The 19,796-nt window shown below is 31.6% G+C and carries 24 protein-coding genes and 1 riboswitch; of the genes, 3 read left to right on the top strand and 21 right to left on the bottom strand.

Annotation, left to right across the window (positions count from 1 at the left end; all coding sequences use genetic code 11):
• Positions 1-45: 45 nt before the first annotated feature.
• The gene (locus OCL94_RS10565; protein ID WP_262996885.1) at positions 46-1,233 is read right to left on the bottom strand and encodes an MFS transporter; all 1,188 of its coding nucleotides are present in this window, start codon (positions 1,231-1,233) and stop codon (positions 46-48) included.
• Positions 1,234-1,347: 114 nt separating this feature from the next.
• Between OCL94_RS10565 and OCL94_RS10560 the strand changes: the two genes are divergently transcribed.
• Positions 1,348-1,707 (top strand): winged helix-turn-helix transcriptional regulator, encoded by a 360-nt coding sequence (locus OCL94_RS10560; protein WP_411268502.1) that lies wholly within the window; start codon positions 1,348-1,350, stop codon positions 1,705-1,707.
• An 81-nt stretch (positions 1,708-1,788) separates the two neighbouring features.
• Here the strand turns inward: OCL94_RS10560 and OCL94_RS10555 are convergent, their stop codons facing one another.
• Positions 1,789-2,703 (bottom strand): nuclease-related domain-containing protein, encoded by a 915-nt coding sequence (locus OCL94_RS10555; RefSeq protein ID WP_262996884.1) that lies wholly within the window; start codon positions 2,701-2,703, stop codon positions 1,789-1,791.
• 241 nt (positions 2,704-2,944) lie between these two features.
• Here OCL94_RS10555 and OCL94_RS10550 point away from each other — a divergent pair, with 241 nt between their 5' ends.
• Positions 2,945-3,238: a hypothetical protein gene (locus OCL94_RS10550; protein WP_262996883.1), complete on the top strand. Its 294-nt coding sequence runs from the start codon at positions 2,945-2,947 to the stop codon at positions 3,236-3,238.
• 221 nt (positions 3,239-3,459) lie between these two features.
• Here the strand turns inward: OCL94_RS10550 and metK are convergent, their stop codons facing one another.
• A complete protein-coding gene (gene metK / locus OCL94_RS10545) occupies positions 3,460-4,647 on the bottom strand; it encodes a methionine adenosyltransferase (protein ID WP_262996882.1) in 1,188 nt (395 codons plus the stop codon).
• A 107-nt stretch (positions 4,648-4,754) separates the two neighbouring features.
• Positions 4,755-4,866: riboswitch (SAM riboswitch) on the bottom strand.
• A 189-nt stretch (positions 4,867-5,055) separates the two neighbouring features.
• On the opposite strand from metK, the gene pckA reads away from it, so the two are divergent.
• A complete protein-coding gene (pckA, locus tag OCL94_RS10540; RefSeq protein ID WP_262996881.1) occupies positions 5,056-6,645 on the top strand; it encodes a phosphoenolpyruvate carboxykinase (ATP) in 1,590 nt (529 codons plus the stop codon).
• 541 nt (positions 6,646-7,186) lie between these two features.
• Here the strand turns inward: pckA and OCL94_RS10535 are convergent.
• The 18 genes from OCL94_RS10535 to OCL94_RS10450 form a co-directional block, all read right to left on the bottom strand.
• Positions 7,187-7,486: a hypothetical protein gene (locus OCL94_RS10535; protein ID WP_262996880.1), complete on the bottom strand. Its 300-nt coding sequence runs from the start codon at positions 7,484-7,486 to the stop codon at positions 7,187-7,189.
• On the bottom strand, positions 7,479-7,811 hold the full coding sequence (locus OCL94_RS10530; RefSeq protein WP_262996879.1) for a hypothetical protein: 333 nt from the start codon (positions 7,809-7,811) through the stop codon (positions 7,479-7,481). The genes OCL94_RS10535 and OCL94_RS10530 overlap by 8 nt, the downstream gene beginning before the upstream one ends.
• Positions 7,808-9,196, bottom strand: coding sequence for a hypothetical protein (locus OCL94_RS10525; protein ID WP_262996878.1), 1,389 nt, complete (start codon positions 9,194-9,196; stop codon positions 7,808-7,810). Before OCL94_RS10525 ends, OCL94_RS10530 begins: the two co-directional genes overlap by 4 nt.
• On the bottom strand, positions 9,196-10,077 hold the full coding sequence (locus tag OCL94_RS10520; RefSeq protein ID WP_262996877.1) for a tandem-type lipoprotein: 882 nt from the start codon (positions 10,075-10,077) through the stop codon (positions 9,196-9,198). The genes OCL94_RS10525 and OCL94_RS10520 overlap by 1 nt, the downstream gene beginning before the upstream one ends.
• A complete protein-coding gene (locus OCL94_RS10515; RefSeq protein WP_262996876.1) occupies positions 10,001-10,753 on the bottom strand; it encodes a tandem-type lipoprotein in 753 nt (250 codons plus the stop codon). Before OCL94_RS10515 ends, OCL94_RS10520 begins: the two co-directional genes overlap by 77 nt.
• A 13-nt stretch (positions 10,754-10,766) precedes the next feature.
• Positions 10,767-11,579 carry a tandem-type lipoprotein gene (locus tag OCL94_RS10510; protein WP_262996875.1) on the bottom strand — a complete coding sequence of 271 codons (813 nt, stop codon included), beginning with the start codon at positions 11,577-11,579 and terminating at the stop codon, positions 10,767-10,769.
• A gap of 838 nt (positions 11,580-12,417) precedes the next feature.
• Positions 12,418-12,906 (bottom strand): antitoxin YezG family protein, encoded by a 489-nt coding sequence (locus OCL94_RS10505; RefSeq protein WP_262996874.1) that lies wholly within the window; start codon positions 12,904-12,906, stop codon positions 12,418-12,420.
• A 65-nt stretch (positions 12,907-12,971) separates the two neighbouring features.
• Positions 12,972-13,460, bottom strand: coding sequence for an antitoxin YezG family protein (locus OCL94_RS10500; RefSeq protein WP_262996873.1), 489 nt, complete (start codon positions 13,458-13,460; stop codon positions 12,972-12,974).
• A 265-nt stretch (positions 13,461-13,725) separates the two neighbouring features.
• Positions 13,726-14,034 (bottom strand): hypothetical protein, encoded by a 309-nt coding sequence (locus OCL94_RS10495; RefSeq protein WP_262996872.1) that lies wholly within the window; start codon positions 14,032-14,034, stop codon positions 13,726-13,728.
• 18 nt (positions 14,035-14,052) lie between these two features.
• Complete coding sequence (locus OCL94_RS10490) at positions 14,053-14,622, bottom strand: hypothetical protein (RefSeq protein WP_262996871.1); 570 nt, start codon at positions 14,620-14,622, stop codon at positions 14,053-14,055.
• Positions 14,623-14,713: 91 nt separating this feature from the next.
• The gene (locus OCL94_RS10485) at positions 14,714-14,935 is read right to left on the bottom strand and encodes a hypothetical protein (protein ID WP_262996870.1); all 222 of its coding nucleotides are present in this window, start codon (positions 14,933-14,935) and stop codon (positions 14,714-14,716) included.
• Positions 14,936-14,956: 21 nt separating this feature from the next.
• Complete coding sequence (locus OCL94_RS10480; RefSeq protein WP_262996869.1) at positions 14,957-15,406, bottom strand: DUF5085 family protein; 450 nt, start codon at positions 15,404-15,406, stop codon at positions 14,957-14,959.
• A 2-nt stretch (positions 15,407-15,408) separates the two neighbouring features.
• Positions 15,409-15,849, bottom strand: coding sequence for a DUF5085 family protein (locus tag OCL94_RS10475; RefSeq protein WP_262996868.1), 441 nt, complete (start codon positions 15,847-15,849; stop codon positions 15,409-15,411).
• An 11-nt stretch (positions 15,850-15,860) separates the two neighbouring features.
• On the bottom strand, positions 15,861-16,607 hold the full coding sequence (locus OCL94_RS10470; RefSeq protein ID WP_262996867.1) for a hypothetical protein: 747 nt from the start codon (positions 16,605-16,607) through the stop codon (positions 15,861-15,863).
• 108 nt (positions 16,608-16,715) lie between these two features.
• Complete coding sequence (locus OCL94_RS10465; protein WP_262996866.1) at positions 16,716-17,426, bottom strand: hypothetical protein; 711 nt, start codon at positions 17,424-17,426, stop codon at positions 16,716-16,718.
• A gap of 5 nt (positions 17,427-17,431) precedes the next feature.
• Positions 17,432-17,938, bottom strand: a complete 507-nt coding sequence (locus OCL94_RS10460) for a hypothetical protein (RefSeq protein WP_262996865.1) — start codon at positions 17,936-17,938, stop codon at positions 17,432-17,434.
• Positions 17,939-18,201: 263 nt separating this feature from the next.
• Positions 18,202-18,696: an antitoxin YezG family protein gene (locus OCL94_RS10455; protein WP_262996864.1), complete on the bottom strand. Its 495-nt coding sequence runs from the start codon at positions 18,694-18,696 to the stop codon at positions 18,202-18,204.
• A gap of 4 nt (positions 18,697-18,700) precedes the next feature.
• A partial coding sequence (locus tag OCL94_RS10450; RefSeq protein WP_262996863.1) for a DNA/RNA non-specific endonuclease occupies positions 18,701-19,796 on the bottom strand: 1,096 nt, incomplete at its 5' end.

The raw sequence follows: 19,796 nt of genomic DNA, 5'->3' as shown, positions 1-19,796 counted from the left end.
ATTTACTTTATTTTTTCTTTAAAGTTTACTTTTAATATTTCATTTTTAACAATCAACTTGAACAGCAGCGCTTGATTGTGGCATTTTATGCAATACATACATTAAGAAACTTGCAATTAATACAATTGCTCCACCCACATACGGTGCAATTGTGATGTCTAAACTTTCTACGACATAACCTCCAATAAATGTGCCTAACATAATACCAATGTTAAATGCTGATATATTTAAGCTTGATGCAAAGTTCACTGCTTGTGGTGTATACTTTTCAGCAAATAGCATTACGATTAGTTGTAATCCAGGGACATTCATAAAGAATAATAACCCTAATGCTAAGATGGCGATTAATCCAATTGTATGTAACGATGTTGTTAACCCTACGATAAATAACATTGCACTTTGTACTAAGAAAATAATAATTAATCGTTGAACTGGATTCGTATTCGTGAATTTCCCACCTAAAGTGTTGCCGATTGCTACCATCACACCATAAATGATTAATATGATGACAATCGCGTCTTCACTATACCCCATCACGTTACTTAGTAGCTCGGTAATATAAGTATAAATAACGAACGATCCACCGTATCCTAATGCTGTAATTAAGTACACCATTAATAAATGTTTTTCTTTTAAGACTCCAAGTTGTTTTGATAACGCAATTAATTGAGGTTGTTCTAAATCTTTCGGTACGAACTTAAGAACTGATAATAAACTAATGAATCCAATCACACTAATAAAGATGAACGCCAATTGCCATCCTAATCGTTGTCCAATAAATGTTCCAATTGGCACACCTGTAATCGTCGCTACTGTTAATCCAGTAAACATTATCGCAATAGCTGATGCACGTTTCGATGGTGGTACAATATCAGAAGCAATCTTTGTTGCGATTGACATAAATACACCGTGACTAAATGCAGTAAAGATACGCGCGAATAATAAGATGATAAAGTTTGGACTAAATGCAGCAAGTAAATTCCCTGCAATAAATACGAGCATGATATACATTAATAATTGCTTTCTCGGTATTTTATTCGTCATCGTCGTAATGACTGGCGCACCGATTGTGACACCAAACGCATACAGTGATACCGTTAAGCCACTTAAAGCGACTGATACGTTAAAGTAATCTGAAATTAGCGGTAATAATCCGACACTAATAAATTCTGTTGTCCCAATACTAAATGCTGCAATTGCTAATGCGAGCAATGCAAATTGATAATTTTTCATAAATAACCTCCGAATAAGTTTGATATGTGTTATTATAATCACAACAATTAATTAATAATAGTACGTACTTTAATGTACTATAGGTACCAAAAAGTACCTTAGGAGGTTTTAATAATGGAAGAGCATTATAATATTGGTGTGGAAGCAACAATCGCAGTGATTGGCGGTAAATGGAAGCCAGTAATCTTGTGTCATTTAAAGCACGGTAAACACCGCACATCTGAACTGAAAAGAAAGATACCAAACATTACACAAAAGATGCTAACGCAGCAATTACGTGAATTAGAAGCAGATGGGATTATTAATCGTATCGTATACAATCAAGTGCCACCGAAAGTTGAATATGAAATCTCAGACTATGGTCATACGTTAGATGATTTATTATCAATGTTATGCCATTGGGGTGAAGTCCATGTTGAAAACTTAAATAAAAATGGTGCTAATATTTCGATTGATAGTATTGAATATGTGTAAAAAAAGACTGTTACAGATTTACTTGTAACAGCCTTTTTGTATTGTATTTTATTTTAATATTTAATTTTTCTTTTGATTGAATTATGGATTTAAATGTTCAATTCTATCCATAATATTTTCTAATTCTTCAACTTTATACTGGAATCTGCCGTGGAATACAAACTTCTCAAAGAACATCTGTAACTCCTCTTCTCCTACAATCACTTTTACACTGTTATCACGAGAGAAGTTTGTGAATTGTTCGCTACCGACACCTTCTGCATTATAATAGGCAATTGGCGTAACAGGATAAGGCAATTCAAATACTTTCTCTAAACGTTCCGCTTTTAACTTTAACGTTTCTAAATCATGATGATACGATCTGAACGTCGCATGACCGTCTTTGTTCTTATCTAATACAATCGTCTGTTCAACTGACGGATCAAGCCCTAAAATTTTAAACACGTCTTCAAACACAGGCTCACCATCAAATTGCATTTGGCTTACACCGTGGTAAATATGACCCGTCCAGTAGTTTGAATCAATTAAATAAATACCCGTACGTGTTAAAACAACGTGGTCTAACTTATCTGTACTCTTTACACGTTTACCCGGAATATAAATATTTGCAAGCACATGCATATCTTCCGGTCGAATACGCTCATCCTGAATGAATTGTTCTTTTAATTGAATTAACGTTAAATCTGTTAAATACTCTCCCTTATCTTTAGAGAACATCTTTAATGACTCAATATGTAATGCTTTTTCGTCAATTGATTTTTGTAACGTTTCTTTCTGCTCCGTTAATTCTTTCTTGTAAGATAAACGCGCTTTCTCGCTCTCTTCGTGATATCGATCTGATCTTTCTTTCTGTTCCTTACGAAAAGCCTCTTCCTGACGTGCCATCGCTTTCTTCTTACTTGATAAAGAGATGAGCCACAACACAAAGAATATCAATGCAAGTACACCTAATCCGATTAGTACATATAATAATGCATTTCCATCTAAACCTGACATTTCATTCACCTTTCTAACTGTATTTCTTTCATTATAATGAACTTTTTAAATAACTTCATTGAAAATACAAAAGTAATTTGTGAAAGTTTACTCTAATTAAAAAAATTAATAATAAATTAATATTCTGAACAAACTTTAACAAATATTTATGAAATATAAATTCTAAATTAACATTGATGTGAAATAATTTAAGTGTCCTAAATCAAATTTGGACTAAACATATTTCTCGGAGGATGATACCATGGCAATGTATAAACGTTTATTATTAGCAGGTACTTTCGCGTCAGCATTATTATTAGGTGCTTGCGGTACTGAGGAAAAGAAAGACGCTTCAACTGAAGACAAAGCGACTACAGAAGAAGCTAAGAAAGATGCTACTACTGAAGAAGCAACTACAGAGGAAGCTAAGAAAGACGAAACAACTGAAGAAGCAACTACAGAAGAAGCTTCTAAAGACGCTACTACTGAAGAAGCGACTACAGAAGAAGGTTCTAAAGACGCTACTACTGAAGAAGCTACAACTGAAGCAAAATAATACGATTACCGTCCCGATTGAAGGGACGGTTTTTTTGTACAATTATAGCGCTAGGTATGTGACTATGTGGATTTCTTGTTGGGCACTTTCCCCGGTCTATCCCGATCCCCAACGCATCTCTTCCCAAATTAAACACCCCTAAAGTTTGAAATACAAACTTTAGGGGTGTCTTATGAACAATAGTCATCTTACTCGGCTCATTCGCCATTCAGATAACGATATTATAAATTTCCTTTTAATGCGTCAATCTTATCTGTTGCTTCCCATGGTAAATCAACGTCTGTTCTACCGAAGTGACCGTAAGCCGCTGTTTGTTTGTAGATTGGACGACGTAAATCTAACATTTGGATAATACCCGCTGGACGTAAATCAAATGTTTTACGTACTGCGTCAACTAATTGTTGTTCAGTGTACTCAGAAGTACCGTAAGTCTCAACTGAGATAGATACTGGTTGTGCTACCCCAATCGCATAAGCTAATTGTACTTCACATTTATCAGCTAAACCTGCTGCTACGATATTTTTCGCAACATAACGCGCTGCATAAGCACCACTACGGTCAACTTTAGTCGCATCTTTACCAGAGAATGCACCACCACCGTGACGTGCATAACCACCGTAAGTATCTACGATGATCTTACGACCTGTAAGACCAGCATCCCCTTGAGGACCACCGATTACGAAACGGCCAGTTGGGTTGATGAAGTATTTCGTTTCTTCGTCGATTAATTCAGCTGGTACAACCGGTTTAATCACGTGTTCTTTAATATCCGCTTGAATTTGTTCTAATTCAATCTTCTCATGGTGTTGACTTGAAATAACAATTGTATCGATACGTTTCGGTTTACCGTTCTCATCATATTCAACTGTAACTTGTGTTTTACCATCTGGACGTAAGTAATCTAAAGTACCGTTTTTACGTACTTCAGTTAAACGACGTGCTAATTCATGTGATAATGAAATTGGTAACGGCATTAAGCTTTCTGTTTCATTACATGCGAAACCAAACATTAAACCTTGGTCACCCGCACCGATTGATTCGATATCTGAATCTGATAAGTTACCACGGTCTTCTAACGCACGGTCAACCCCTTGTGCGATATCAGGTGATTGCTCATCAATTGCAGTAAGTACTGCCATCGTTTGATAATCATAACCAAATTTAGCACGTGTATAACCGATTTCTTTAACTGTTTCACGTACCACTTTAGGAATATCAACATAAGTTGAAGTAGTGATCTCACCAGCGATTAACGCCATACCTGTTGTTACTGAAGTTTCACACGCTACACGTGCTTTTGGATCTCCTGTAAGAATCGCATCTAAGATTGCATCTGAAATTTGGTCAGCAATCTTATCTGGATGTCCTTCTGTTACTGATTCTGATGTAAATAATTTACGATCTGTCATGTATAAACACTCCTATTATATATATTTTTACGGTCCAAGCTACAAAATTAAAAATAGCCCTCTCTCCTTTAAGAGAGAAGGCTAATAAACATAATTAGTCCATTCTACTCTTATCGTTCAGACAACTGTCTGCAAACGGTTTGGCACCTTACTTAACCTCTATGTTAAGGGTTGCTGGGCTTCACAGGGTCCATGTCCCTCCACCACTCTGGATAAGAGAATCCGCAAGTAAGATAATACTAAACTTTTTGTAAGCTGTCAACTTTTCTAAATGAAGCCCAAATTTTCTGAATAATTGTGTGCTGTTAAAATTTTTTTGATATTTAATGTAACACCAGTTACCTTGTGTTATACTATTTCATGAAACTGCTTACATTAGCAGAAAATATAAACTTGGGGGACCTTGAAATGAGCGAACAAATCTTTGCTAAATTAGACAGCTTATTAAAGAGCGACACTGTATTAAACCAATTATCAAGAACGCAATTGATCAATGAAATTCTTGCAAACCGAGAAGGTGTTCTTACAGAGTCTGGCGCTGTGAGAACAGAAACTGGTAAATATACAGGACGATCACCTAAAGATAAATTTATCGTTGAAGAAGAAGAAACAAAAGATGTGATTGACTGGGGCACTATTAACCAACCTATCTCAGAAGACATCTTCTTAAAACTATTAGACCGCGTATTAGACTACTTAGGGACAAAAGAAAAAGTCTATGAATTCAATGGATATGCAGGTGCAGATCCTGCAACACAATTAAAATTACGTGTGATTAACGAATTAGCATGGCACAATTTATTCGCACGTACAATGTTCATCCGTCCAGAAACATATAATGAAGGCATCTTAATTGACCCGGACTTCACAATTATCTCTGCACCACACTTTAAAGCAGATCCAAAAATTGATGGTACGAAATCAGAAACATTCATTATGACAAGCTTTAAACATAAAATCATCTTAATCGGTGGAACTGAATATGCCGGTGAAATGAAAAAAGGTATCTTCGGTGTTATGAACTACTTATTACCAAAACACGGTGTTATGAGTATGCACTGTTCAGCTAACGTTGGTGAGAATAAAGACGTTGCGTTATTCTTCGGATTATCAGGAACAGGTAAGACGACTTTATCAGCAGATCCACATCGTAAATTAATCGGTGACGATGAGCACGGCTGGAACGATAATGGTGTCTTCAATATCGAAGGTGGCTGCTATGCGAAAACAATCGATTTATCACGTGAGAAAGAACCACAAATTTATGATGCAATTCGATATGGTGCCATCTTAGAGAACGTTAAAGTAGATGACAAAGGGTTCCCTGATTATACAGATAAATCATTAACAGAAAATACACGTGCTGCTTACCCAATTGAAAATATTGATAACATCGTATTACCATCGATTGCAGGACACGCGAAAACGATCATCTTCTTAACTGCAGATGCTTTTGGGGTATTACCTCCAATTTCTAAATTAACGAAAGAACAAGCAATGTATCACTTCTTAAGTGGATTTACATCTAAATTAGCGGGAACTGAACGTGGTGTTACAAGCCCACAACCAGTATTCTCTACATGCTTTGGATCACCATTCTTACCATTACATGCAACAGTATATGCAAATATGTTAGGTGATCTAATTGACAAACACGGTTCAGATGTATACTTAGTGAACACAGGATGGACTGGCGGAGAGTACGGAGTTGGTAGCCGTATGAACTTAACACATACACGTTCAATGATTCGTCGTGCGATTAGTGGAGAAATTAAGAACTCTGAATTTACACAAGATCCTATTTTCGGATTATATGTTCCGAATTCAGTGGCTGGTGTGCCGAAAGAAATCTTAATGCCACGTAATGCGTGGGTTTCTCAAGATGCGTATGATGAGAAAGCGAAAGATTTAGCACTTCGTTTCCAGGAGAACTTTAAGAAGTTTGGTGAGAAATCTGCTGAGATTGAAGCAAAAGGCGGATTTACGTTTAGAGGGTAATCTTAATCGATGAGGTTGAAATATAAGGTGTTCACGAGAGGTGAAACACTTATGTTTCAACCTCTTTTTTGCGTGGATTGATCGTTGTAGTAAATGATGATAGTAAGATGTTGTTTGACGTTAGTTCGCTTTTCTAGGTACTATTGCGAACTAACTACCTGGATTTCTTGTGTACATTGTTGCCTAGACCTATAAATTGTTGATGTTAGTTCGCTTTTCTCGGTATTATTGCGAACTAACTACCTGGATTTCTTGTGTACATTGTTGCCTAGACTATAAATTATTGACGTTAGTTCGCTTTTCTCGGTATTATTGCGAACTAACTACCTGGATTTCTTGTGTACATTGTTGCCTAGACTATAAATTATTGACGTTAGTTCGCTTTTCTCGGTACTATTGCGAACTAACTACCTGGATTTCTTGTGTACATTGTTGCCTAGACTATAAATTGTTGATGTTAGTTCGCTTTTCTCGGTACTATTGCGAACTAACGAACTAAATAGTATAATAAATTCTATTTCTTATTAATGTGTTCATATATTTAATGGAGTATATCATTAAACTTTTGAATATTATTCTCCATTTCAGTCATTGCACTATCAACCCACATTCCATTATTCTTGTCTTTAAAATTATTAATAAATCTATGTAGATCATTGTTAAATTCTTCACTTTTTTGTGTTTCTAACTTGATAACAAATTCATTAATCTCATTTCTTTTTTCGGTACAAGCTGGTGCAATAATATTTGAAATCGTTGATTTTTCAGTATGTCTCTCTATTTCCATAATTTTAAGGTTTGCATTTATTTCTATTTGCTTATCGAGTGTAAATTCATTCATCTTTTTCCTCCATCATTAAATCATATGATTTTCTAAATGTTTTGCGACTTTCATCTCGATATTCTTCTAATACATTTAGTTCATTTGAAATTAATCTTTGAACATTATCATGATAATGCATTAATATACCGTCCAATTTATGTTGATAACCTTGTAATAATTCACCTTTAGAATATAGATACTGACATTTATCGTATATCTGCTCTCTTTTTTTTAAAGCTTGATGTTTCATCTCTAACAATGCATCAATCATTTTATCAACTTCTCTTTGTTGATCGTAGTAAGATTCTTCAAGCATTTGCAGTTTATAATATTTGTTGCTCATAAGAACACCCCAAAATCATGTGATAAAGTTTCGTCTTTTTCAATCATGTCTTTAATACTATTTTCAATTTTTTCTAGAGATGCTATACAATCATGATTAAAAGATTTTAATTTTGATATCTTTTCTTCTATTTTTTCTACAGGTTCATTTAAAGCATTATGTTCTGTTGCACCACCATGCTCAAGTGCTTCAATTTGTTCGTAACTTGACAAACAATCTCCTATGAAATTAGCATTTTCAATAGTTCCTGACCAATTCAATTTATATTTTTCAATACATTTTTCATATTCAGATGTTAATGATTTAATAAATTCTTCTATAATGTTTTTGTATCCTGATACAATAACAAACGATGTAACTTTATCTAACATGATTTGATGATTACTAGTGAAACTTCCGCTATTGCTTAACCTTATTGAAAGTTGATCTAATTTTTGAAGGTTATGCTTCACGGCTTTTTCATAAATCGCTGTTTGCGTTTTGGAGATAAATTCTTTTGTTGGATTCATTAATGATTGCATAATAACAGTTTGGGCATCCTTACCATGAAAGCTACTCATACCATGTCCAAGTTCATTATCAATCAAGACATTATTACCAGCAGTTGTACTTCCTGTATTTATATTAATCCAATTTAAGAAGTCATGATTTGTAACAAACCATGTTAGATTTCCTTTATAATTCTTTATATCTGATTTTAATTTTTTCAAGTTCTGTTGTTCTAGCTTTTTTCTGCTTTCAGGTTCCATAGCAAGTAAATCTTCTGAGTAAATTTTATTATCTTCTTCACTCCATTTGTCGAATAAATGTTTCATAGTTATGTCTAACTGTCGTTCAGTCGGGAATAAAAATGGTACATTGGGAGCTTCTTCATGATATACAGGAGCTGAATTATAGACGACAATATTATCTACTTTATTATGTAGGCCTAATATTATTGCGTCATGCCCGCCTTTAGAATGTCCAGTAAATGTGTCTATATCATATTTTTTATCAATCTTTTCGATAAATGCTTGAGTTGGTTTGTAATATGGATCTTTCGCGTTCCTTACCGAAAGGGCGATATTGGCATTAGCTATCCAATCTTTTGTCGCATGTAATAATGAAGTATCGTTATTAGTACCTGTAAGACCAATAATAACCTTACCTGTTTTATCATCTAAAAAAGCGCTCGCACATAAACCATTTGCTTCATCTAAATGTGCATCGATGAAAGTGAGGTTTTTGGGGAAATGTTTTTCGTTTTTAATATCATTTATGAAATCAAAAATTTCTCTCTTGGTATTTTTATTAAAAAGAGCATTCTCTATTGAATAGGAGATACTTGAAACTGTACTAGTAGCCTCTGATTGATAATCAATATTTTCATCTATTTGTAATTTCATTAATATCCCCCTTTTGATGGTTTAAAATTTATGCTTTCTCTAAAATACTGAATTTCTTCCTTTTTACCTTTATATCGAACCTTAAAATAGAAGTTACTAAGACTAGAATTACTTAATTCTCCGCTATTTTCAATATTCATAATGGCATCTTGTTTCATAAATTTATATTTTTGTTGTAACCACTTGTTTATTTCATTATCTTGTTTTATTAAGTAGTTAATAGAATAAAGTGGAAGATTATCATTATGCCTAGAGCTTATTTTAGGTAAATTATTAAGTGATTTGAATGATTTTTCTTCAACTAAAAATTTATAATCTTTTAAGAACAGTTCTACTTCTTTAGGTGCATTATCGAGTAATTCAATCTTATTATTGCTGTAAGCGATTCTGTATTCATTTTCTGTATTTTTACTAAAATCCTCATAGATTTTACTTAATACAAATTTACCAGTAGCTTTATTATTGTTTTTATTAAAGAATAGATAAATATTTTTAGAAACTAGTGGTGAACTGTCGTCCTTTTGTATAGCTATTTTAGAACTCACAACCCACGTCCCTTTATCGTCTTTATCAAACTCTTTGTCTCTAAACCCTTCCATATCATAAAAATCTTCCAAACTTTTCACCGGATAAATCGATAAATGTTTCTCAAATGCTTGTTCAACTTGTTGATCTTTTGTTATGGCGATATTGGAACATCCTTGTAATAACATCATTAAACTAACAACGATACAAGTAGCATTAAGTTTTCTACGAGACATCATATCTGCTCCTTTTTCTTCAAATACGTTAAAACTTTCGCAATTATTTTGATGGCTGATAAGTAATACTTTCGCTAAAATAGCAATTATCTCCTTGTTTTTTACTGTTTCTAACTTCAAAATAGAAATCGCCCGTACTACTTCCTTTCAAATCACCCGTACCTTCTAAATAAAGCGTTGCATCTTTTTCTGCCAAATTATAATGGTTTTGGACCCATTGGTTTATGTTATTATTTTTATCCAATTGATATTCAGATGTGTATAGAGGAACATTGGAATTATAAGTACTATCAATCTTTTTAAATTTACTTAAATCACCAATTTGTTCATCTTGCACTAGAAATCTAAAGTTTTCTACAAAATGCTTTACCTCACTAGTTGCTTTATCTTTTAAAAATAATCGATTATTTTTATATTCAATTTTGTATTTTGTTTCTTTATACTTACTATGATCATCATAAACAGTTGCATACCTTAAATTTCCATATCCCTCACGCTTATTACGATTTAGAAATAACACAATTCCTTTCACATCTAATGGAGCATTTTTATTTGACTGTGTTACTATTTTTGAACTTAACACCCACGTCCCTTTATCGTCTTTATCAAACTCTTTGTCTCTAAACCCTTCCATATCATAAAAATCTTCCAAACTTTTCACAGGATAAATCGATAAATGTTTCTCAAATGCTTGTTCAACTTTTTGATCTTTTGTTATGGCGATATTGGAACATCCTGTATTTAACATCATTAAGCTAACAACGATACAAGCAGCATTAAGTTTTCTACGAGACATATACTCAACCCTTTCATTTATTGACTTCATTCACTATATTAAGTAAATGCTCAAAATTGTGATTGTGTTTGCGGTTATTACTCATTTGATGGTCGGTAATTGATCCTTTCTCTAAAATAATAGTCTTCCTGGTCACGGTATCTAATTTCAAAAAAGAAATCCCCGCTACTATTTCCTTTAAAATTACCAACCCTTCTAAATATAACGTCGCAGCTTTTGGAGCCATATGATAACGATTTTGTACCCATCGATTTATCTCGTTATTTTTATCCAGTTGATATACAGAACTGTATTTTGGGACAGTTGGAATATAGTTAGTTTTAATCAATTTATACTTATTCAATTGCTCGAATTTTTTATCCTGCACAAGGAACCTGAAGTTTTCTACAAATTTCTTTTCTAAATCATCAGCTCTATTGATAATGTATAAGTGATTATTTTTCAATTCAACGTTATAAGTGTGTTGTTCATATCCACCTAATTCATGATAATCCAGATTATAGCTATATTGCCCTTCACCAGTTTTTTTATTTCTGTCTAAATAAAGTACTATTTTATGAGTAATTACTGGTCCCTTATATTTGAACGCTTTGGTGAAACTCGATTCTAATACCCAAGTACCTTTATCTTTTTGATCAAACTCTTTGTCTCTAAACCCTTCCAAATCGTAAAAATCTTCTAATCTTTTCACCGGGTAAATCGACAAATGTTTCTCAAATGCTTGTTCGATCTTTGGATTTATATTTTTAGGAATAATAATTGCGCTTGCTATTAATACAATCATTAAAAATGTAAAAATAAGTAACCCTTTTTTATATTTTTTCATTATCACCTCATTAATGTATCGTTGGTATATTGCATCATAACAAAATTTTATTCCGGTAAATAGCAATCTTTATATAAAATATCTATACATATATCATATCAATTTACAATTTTTAAGTAAATTGACTTATTGGAATTATGTTAAAATATAGAAATGTTGTTCAATTAACACTTATCAGCATCAAACATCTAGTCTGAATTAATCTCCAATTAAAATTAAATATTAGTATGCTCACAAAAAAAACGATTTACATAAAGTTGTAAATCGATTTTTGTATTACTTAAGTGAAACGTATATAATTACTATTTTTACTGACGAATTACTATCCCAATGGTAAGTGTTGTTATTGAAACGGATATAAATGTTAATAAAAAGAGGGATTTGTCGCATATGGGCAATCAGAAAAAATTAAAACTAAATAAAACAATCACTAATATTGGAAAATAAATTACTTTTCCGCATCACTAAAATATTTTCGATTAAACTCATCATTAAATTTCTTATTCCAGTATACAAATTTATCTAACATATATAGGAATATATCTGAAAATGTAACTACCATTAAAATAAAATAGTAGGCACTGCATGGCTATAACATATAAAATAATGATATAAATAATAAGCGAATCTAATCTTCTGAATTTAATAAATGATTTCCATTTAACTTCTTCTAAATATTTATTTCTAATAATTAACCATCGATTCCTTCATAAATTTTTACCAATATGCGATAACTAGTAGAAAGCGCCTTGTTCTATAATGAATTGAATACATCTCTTAAACTACCACTTACATAAAATCAACACAGAGGAATCATGTTATTATTTCTGATTCTGTATTACTGTTGTTTACTGTTTTCTCTTTCTTTGAAGGCTTTCATTTCTTCAAAAAAAGCTTCGTCAATATCTTCAAGTGGTAATTTTAAATATTCATGTCTGAAAAAATCCATTTTTTGATACTCATTATATCTGCTATAATCCCATTCTGCATAATCAAACTCAGTTGTCAATTTCATATTTCCATCAATATGTATAATTACATCTGACCAAATCGGTTGATTGTGATCCCGGAAGATTTGTTGGAGGTCTACTGCTAAATAAAATAGTGTATCCCAATCTTTTTCATATTCCTCCATTGTATATCCTTCATAAATATCGTACATATCATGACTATAAATCCATTCATCATTGATTCTATAGTAAAAGAATATTCCACCTTCTTCTCCATTAATATCGCCATTGACATAAAACTCGTCCCATTCTTCAGGTATCATTTCATTTACATATTCAATAATTTCGATAATCTTTTTATTAATTAATTGTTCCATTTTATTCTCCTTCATTAATTCGAAGTGATACTATAAAGCGATAAGTGACTCTTATCGCTGAAATATTAATTGAGTTTACTGTTTTCTTGTTCTTTAAATGCCTTCATTTCTTGGACAACATCCATTCCTACATGTTTTGGCGGCTGATTTAAATATTCATCTCTAAAGTAATCCATATACTCATAATCTACATATTCAGAGTTATACCAATCCGCATAATCAAACTCAGTTGTTAACTTCATATTTTCATCCACATGTAGGATTACTTTAGACCAGATTGGTTGGTCATGATCCCGGAAGATTTGTTGGAGGTCTACTGCTAAATAAAATAGTGTATCCCAATCTTTTTCATATTCCTCCATTGTATATCCTTCATAAATATCGTACATATCATGACTATAAATCCATTCATCATTGATTCTATAGGAAAAGAATATTCCACCTTCTTCTCCATTAATATCGCCATTGACATAAAACTCGTCCCATTCTTCAGGTATCATTTCATTTACATATTCAATAATTTCGATAATCTTTTTATTAATTAATTGTTCCATTTTATTCTCCTTCATTAATTCGAAGTGATACTATAAAGCGATAAGTGACTCTTATCGCTGAAATATTAATTGAGTTTACTGTTTTCTTGTTCTTTAAATACTTTCATTTCTTGGAAAAATCCTTATTGCCATTTTTCTGCATTATCAACTGTGATAGAGAAAAAACGATAAGATGTTCAACTTATCGTTTTCTATTTATAATTTACTTATCTTATTACTTTCACATTCTCTTTCATTGTCATGATTTTAAAATGATAAGAAAATATTAAAAATTCTGAACCATTAATAAATCCACAAAGATTTTTGGCCATGTAAATTTTGTCTCATCCCTAAATATAGGGAATACTACACAAAAAGCTTGATGTAAAATCATTAATCCAATCCAACTAAAAATAAATATTAAATAATATTGGTGATATTTTGGCATATCTTGCCATCCCAAACCGATAGCAAAATAATCCAAAATATTGTGGAATATTAATATTAAATACATTAGACTAAGTAATGGCAATAAATAATTACTTTTGAACATTGCATAATAATCTTCAAATTTAAATATATATTCTTTTGTCATATCAACCCTCCTGCCAAATTATAAAAGGATTAAATACGCCGATAAAAATAGCCATATATAAATTAAAATGTACTTTGAAAATCTAAATTGATAACGCTTCTTATTTTTAAAGTTTAATATCGTAATAATCAGATCAATTACAACCCCTAAAATACTCAGTATCGCCATGTAATACGCTAGTGATACGACAGTAACCTGTGTTTCATAGTTCTTAAAATATACAATACTCGCTAATATAATTGCTGCATTGATGGTATAAACGAACCTTGCATATTTATAAAGCTGTATATCATCTTCAATCTTCTCAATTGTTTCTGGATCCTGTTCTTGTCTTAGCTTTTCATAATCAGAATGCGGGAACCAACATAACGCACCTGCAAAGAAATATATCGTAGCTGCTATATACGCAATAAACTCAGATAATTCACTACTAATAAATCCTGGTATCGTCATTACAAATAAATATATTGAAATACAAATGATGTTTAACACAACAGAAAATACTATCGCTTTCGCACTCATAAAACCTGAAATGATATAGAGCGCATGAAACATTAAGATACTCACTAATAAATAAACTAATAACATTTTTTATCACCTTTTTTGATTTTTCACACAATTACACTTGTAAATAAAGCGATAAGAAGATTACTTATCGCCTATTCTTAAATACACAATCTTACATACCCGAAAGAATTTTAAAATTGAAGTAAATCATTAATACACCCGCAATGATTGATGCTGTAATAATTTGACTTCCTTTCTTTTGATCATATTTCTTATATTTGCTTCCTAATATAATCCCGCCAATCGCAAATAATGGTGAAATGATAATACAAACGACACACACCCACGCCCAAATTAATAATTTCTTTCCATCTTCTTTTCTTAAGTTTTCCATAATTAATTCCTCCAATATAATTTAATCTCTATAAGTTGAAACTTTCACTTTTATTTCAATGTTACCTGTTGTTCGATTAACGATATGATAATACGGTGACACCACCATCAATCCATTATCATTAACGTAATCGACAATTGTCTTCATGACTTGACGTTCTTCCTTAATAAAATCTTTCGATTTAAATCTAGAATGAAGCATATCGGTAATATGCAAATAACTCATAAATTGAACTTCAGTGTAATCAGTTACTATATCTGTAACTGGAATCATCATTTCAATATCATAACTACCATCTTTATAAATGCGTTGATAGTTATAAATTAACGGACCATTCGGATCTACTCCTAAGTGTTCTAAGTTTGAAAGAAATTGTTCAATCGTCTCTTGTAGGCTGTCATTTGAAATATCATAATATATCTTTCGAATAACATTTCTGTAACTTAATCGTTCTCCAACATTTAAATTCATATTTACAACTCACTTACATCTATCTGACCATGAACTTCAAATACATAGCCACCCATGTAATCGGCCATCGTATGATAGAACGGTTGATCTGTTAGTTTTAAGTTATTTTCTTTGCATACAAGACGAATTGCTTCATAAATGATTTCAAACTCTTCTTCTTCAAAACACTTTTCACTTAATGTAGGAATCACAGTAAATAATGGCTCAAACTTGAGATTGAGTGATTCTATTGGCTCAATTTCATCGTTTAAGGGTAAATAAACCGTAATTTTCTCTTCTCCAATACCATAAGGTTCTTTTGTGAATATAATTGGACCAACTAAAAATGCATCTTCTAATATAAAATGATGATATACATCCTTAAGCTCTTCCATCCATGACTGATTCGAATCAATAAATTCATACACCGCACAATTAGGTTGAATAATCGCTGATTTTTCCATTAATTTTTCTCCTATCGTTTGACTTTTCCTTCTTCTTCATCACTAAAATGTTTTCGATTAAACTCATCATTAAACTTTTTATCCCAGTATCCAAAGTCCATGAGCATACCAAAGAAATTCCCACCAATTCGGAATGACATAACGAATGTTACAAACAAAATATAAGGATAAATTGAAAACACTTCAAAATTAGCTGTCTTATCTATCTCATATAAAAAGTGATTATTTTTAAAATAATAAAATAAATAAACACCAAATAATAATAATGAAAGTAGAATATTATGCCATTTAAACATATTTCTTGTAGTAGGTATAACAATCAGCATATTTAAGATCATTAAAATAAATGTAAATTTGATAAGTTCCAAAAAATAATTAAATTCATATAATCCTTCATAATTCATAAATGCAAAACCATGTAATAGTGATGTTATTGGCATAAAATAAAGTACAATAAACTGTAAAAAATAAATTGATAATTCTTTGATTATATTGAAATTTTTCTCTAATTCCATACCACTACTAAAACTTCTGTTATACCAAATATAAAACACTAAAATACATAACAACAAATTTAATAAGTATGATATTATAGCCGAAATAGGGAAGTATTTAAAAATTGCTATATCATTAAATACAATATGTAAAAATCCTACCCCAACAGAAATTATCACTATTAGATATACATAAAGTACATCAATTCCTCTAAATGATTCATATGATTCTTCTTTAAATTGATTTAAATAATTATTTTTCATAATTATCCTCCAAAAACACTACCTAATTTTTTCCTATACCGCACAATTCAGTTGAATAAATGCTGACTTTTCCATTTAATCACTACTTCATATTTATGTTGTTACGTTTTATTTTTTAATATGTTCTTCCCATTCTCTTTTATTCCAATATCCGAATTTCATCAGCATAGCAAAGAAATTGCCACCTATTCTTAATGAAATTACAAAGGATAACAATACTAATATCGGATACAAAGAAAATACTTCGAAATTTGCAATTTTGTCCATCTTGTGTAAAAAAGCATTATGAGTAAAGTAATAATAAATGTATAAACCTAAAAAGAGAATTGCCAATACAATATTCTGCCATTTATATGTATTTCGGTTGACAGGCATTAAAAATAATATATTGATAAACATCAATACTAATGTAAATTGAATCAATTCTACTAGTTGATGATTATCATATATTCCGTCATAATTCATAAATGCAAAACCAAATATAGTACTAGTAATCGGCATAAAATACACGACCAACATTTGAATTATAAACACGCTTATCTCTTTAAATATGCTAAAATTCTTTTCTAACTTTTCTATGTCAAAAGCTATAGTATTGTTCCAAATGTGAATCACTAATGAAAATAAAATAATATTAGTGATATAGGTCATCACAACAGGAATAGGGAATGACATAAAGATAGTAGTATCATTAAAAATAATATGTAGAACACCCGTTATTAATGCAATAAATACAACTAAATATGCGTATAAGCAATCTATCCCTCTGAAATTATGATATGCTTCAAACTTCAGTTCTTCTAAATATTTCCTATTCATATTTGTTAACCTCCGAAAATACTTCCAAATTTTTTACCAAATCCTTCAAACCCTTTTGAAATATTACCGACAATTTCTTTTCCTTTATTTATCCCTTTATTAATTCCATCTTTAATATGATTTTTAATAGATTTTCCACCTATTTCATGATTAAGTACTATATCACTTGCAATTCCTACTCCAATTCCAGCAACTATACCCACTGGTCCACCTATTGCCGCACCTACAGCAGCCCTTGCTGCTGCACTACCAGACATTGCAACAAAATCTACACCCGTACTAACTAGTCGTTTTTGTGTATCCTTTATACTTTCATTTTCTTGAATAACTAAAAGCACACCTAAAGGTTTTAATACTTTTCCACCATATTTCATTGCTTTAGATAATTTCCCTAACTTATTTACATTTTTAAAATCTTTTACAATATTTTTAAAATCACCTTTAGCAGTGTTTGAAATATTTTTACCTAAGTTGGTTAAGTTTTTCTTATATGATTTAGCATTATTTATCATTAATTGCTTTAAATTTGCTTTTGAAAAATCTAATTTTTTTATTTTATTTTTAATATCACTAAATTTAAAATTTTGATCAATATTAAAAAATGTTTCAATTTTTTTGCATTGAAATATTTTGTAAATTTCAATTCTTCAAGTGCTGCTTCTTTCATAATTTTTAATTTCTGTTTAATATTATTTCTTTATTAATTGTTCCATTTTATTACCTCAATTTTGATTCGGCATTATTAAAGTGATTATTTACTCTCATCGTAAACACCTTAGTTAATTTTACTGTTCTCTCGTTCTTTAAATGCTTTCATTTCATTTAATTCTTCAATAGTAAATCTCGTTGGGTTAATTCCTAAATAAAAATACTTAAAGAAAGCCAAGTAAAGAGATGGCATTCCATATCTTTCGGTATTTGACCAATCTGCATAATCAAACTCTGTTGTCAACTTCATGTTTTCATCTACATGTAAGATGACATTTGACCAAATTGGTTGATCATGATCACGGAAGATTTGTTGGAGTTCGACTGCTATATCAAACAATTGATACCAATCTTCCTCATACTGTTCATTTGAATATCCTTCGTAAATTTCATACATATCATGACTATATATCCACTCATCATTGATTCTATAGTAAAAGAATATTCCACCTTCTTCTCCATTAATATCGCCATTGACATAAAACTCGTCCCATTCTTCTGGTATCATTTCATTCACATATTCTACGATTTCTATAATTTTTTTATTAATTAATAGTTCCATTTTCTTACCCCTCATTTACTATATTTTTAAAATGCTTTTCTTCGCCAATAGTATAGCGAACTTTAAATCTATCCGGTCGCAATGAATCGCCACTATACACAGGTTCTATCTTCACTTTTACTTGTTTTGGTGGAATCTCTTTTAAGGCATTTGCCCAGTCTTTCTCCATTTCATACCATTCTCCACCAGCTCTATTAATGCCACTATGCATCGCAACAAGATTATCTATATCTCCACTGCCAGAAAATTGCAAAGCAATTAAATGACCACCATCATCATCTTTACGTCTAAATATCCTGCCCACTACTCTCTGCATATGCGGTTTTCGCTTACCTTTTTTAAGATATAGATTATCAACCTCAACATACTTAATTCTACCTAAATCATCAGTACGATATAAATGACCTTCCGGTGTGACATATTCAACATTTGGCTTTAATGCTTTCCCATTCTTCCACATCATATGTTCTTTTTCTGTGTATTCCACCCTTGTAATGAGGTGCGCATCTTTATCATCTACTTTTAATGGCTTACCTTTATTTTTTGTGAGACTAATAGAACCTTCTGTTCCAGATTTCACCGCTGTGCTTGTTCCTTTATTCGTCAGTTTCGCACTGGCTTTCTGAATGTACCGATCGATATCTTGCTTCGTAATCTTCTTCGCAGTTTCTGTTCCAATCCCCGCATAGGCATACTTTGGTGCCATCCCTAGTTTACTAAGTGCTTCATTCACTTTGTTGTAGTGATTCGCGCCTTTATATGCGATGTTGTGCACCTGAGGTACCATCTTCTCATCTACATATTTAATCAATCGTTCTTTCTGACCGCGGTACCACGATTTCCCTGCCATCTCTATGGCTTCTTTCTTACCTTCCAGACGCTCTATCGCACTGGCAACACGATAGCCAACATTCGCTTTATCCATCATCACTTTATATGACGTTTTTAATTTGATTAGTCTATTCGTCGTCATATTTGTCGTATTTTTCAAACCACTCTTCATCAACTGACCTGCAGTCGTTTTTCCAGCTGTCTTCGACATCATATTTAATGCCGGTTTACCTACACCTTTAAACACCTTACCGATTGGAATAAGTCCT

The organism is Macrococcus capreoli (assembly GCF_025628935.1).
Taxonomy (GTDB): Bacteria; Bacillota; Bacilli; order Staphylococcales; family Staphylococcaceae; genus Macrococcoides; species Macrococcoides capreoli.
The sequence above is the reverse complement of the archived record's forward strand: the minus strand, read 5'-3'. Positions and strand labels throughout refer to the sequence as shown.

Excerpts from the sequence above, each read along its gene's own strand:
- OCL94_RS10505 (WP_262996874.1), bottom strand. The coding sequence starts at position 12,906 with ATGGAACAATTAATTAATAAAAAGATTATCGAAATTATTGAATATGTA.
- OCL94_RS10485 (WP_262996870.1), bottom strand. The coding sequence starts at position 14,935 with ATGGAAAACTTAAGAAAAGAAGATGGAAAGAAATTATTAATTTGGGCG.
- OCL94_RS10475 (WP_262996868.1), bottom strand. The coding sequence starts at position 15,849 with ATGGAAAAATCAGCGATTATTCAACCTAATTGTGCGGTGTATGAATTT.
- OCL94_RS10515 (WP_262996876.1), bottom strand. The coding sequence starts at position 10,753 with ATGTCTCGTAGAAAACTTAATGCTGCTTGTATCGTTGTTAGCTTAATG.
- OCL94_RS10560 (WP_411268502.1), top strand. The coding sequence starts at position 1,348 with ATGGAAGAGCATTATAATATTGGTGTGGAAGCAACAATCGCAGTGATT.
- OCL94_RS10500 (WP_262996873.1), bottom strand. The coding sequence starts at position 13,460 with ATGGAACAATTAATTAATAAAAAGATTATCGAAATTATTGAATATGTA.
- OCL94_RS10535 (WP_262996880.1), bottom strand. The coding sequence starts at position 7,486 with ATGAATGAATTTACACTCGATAAGCAAATAGAAATAAATGCAAACCTT.
- OCL94_RS10555 (WP_262996884.1), bottom strand. The coding sequence starts at position 2,703 with ATGTCAGGTTTAGATGGAAATGCATTATTATATGTACTAATCGGATTA.
- OCL94_RS10510 (WP_262996875.1), bottom strand. The coding sequence starts at position 11,579 with ATGAAAAAATATAAAAAAGGGTTACTTATTTTTACATTTTTAATGATT.
- OCL94_RS10465 (WP_262996866.1), bottom strand. The coding sequence starts at position 17,426 with ATGAATAGGAAATATTTAGAAGAACTGAAGTTTGAAGCATATCATAAT.
- OCL94_RS10525 (WP_262996878.1), bottom strand. The coding sequence starts at position 9,196 with ATGAAATTACAAATAGATGAAAATATTGATTATCAATCAGAGGCTACT.
- OCL94_RS10550 (WP_262996883.1), top strand. The coding sequence starts at position 2,945 with ATGGCAATGTATAAACGTTTATTATTAGCAGGTACTTTCGCGTCAGCA.
- OCL94_RS10480 (WP_262996869.1), bottom strand. The coding sequence starts at position 15,406 with ATGAATTTAAATGTTGGAGAACGATTAAGTTACAGAAATGTTATTCGA.
- metK (WP_262996882.1), bottom strand. The coding sequence starts at position 4,647 with ATGACAGATCGTAAATTATTTACATCAGAATCAGTAACAGAAGGACAT.
- OCL94_RS10495 (WP_262996872.1), bottom strand. The coding sequence starts at position 14,034 with ATGACAAAAGAATATATATTTAAATTTGAAGATTATTATGCAATGTTC.
- OCL94_RS10460 (WP_262996865.1), bottom strand. The coding sequence starts at position 17,938 with ATGATAAATAATGCTAAATCATATAAGAAAAACTTAACCAACTTAGGT.
- pckA (WP_262996881.1), top strand. The coding sequence starts at position 5,056 with ATGAGCGAACAAATCTTTGCTAAATTAGACAGCTTATTAAAGAGCGAC.
- OCL94_RS10455 (WP_262996864.1), bottom strand. The coding sequence starts at position 18,696 with ATGGAACTATTAATTAATAAAAAAATTATAGAAATCGTAGAATATGTG.
- OCL94_RS10470 (WP_262996867.1), bottom strand. The coding sequence starts at position 16,607 with ATGAAAAATAATTATTTAAATCAATTTAAAGAAGAATCATATGAATCA.
- OCL94_RS10530 (WP_262996879.1), bottom strand. The coding sequence starts at position 7,811 with ATGAGCAACAAATATTATAAACTGCAAATGCTTGAAGAATCTTACTAC.
- OCL94_RS10490 (WP_262996871.1), bottom strand. The coding sequence starts at position 14,622 with ATGTTATTAGTTTATTTATTAGTGAGTATCTTAATGTTTCATGCGCTC.
- OCL94_RS10565 (WP_262996885.1), bottom strand. The coding sequence starts at position 1,233 with ATGAAAAATTATCAATTTGCATTGCTCGCATTAGCAATTGCAGCATTT.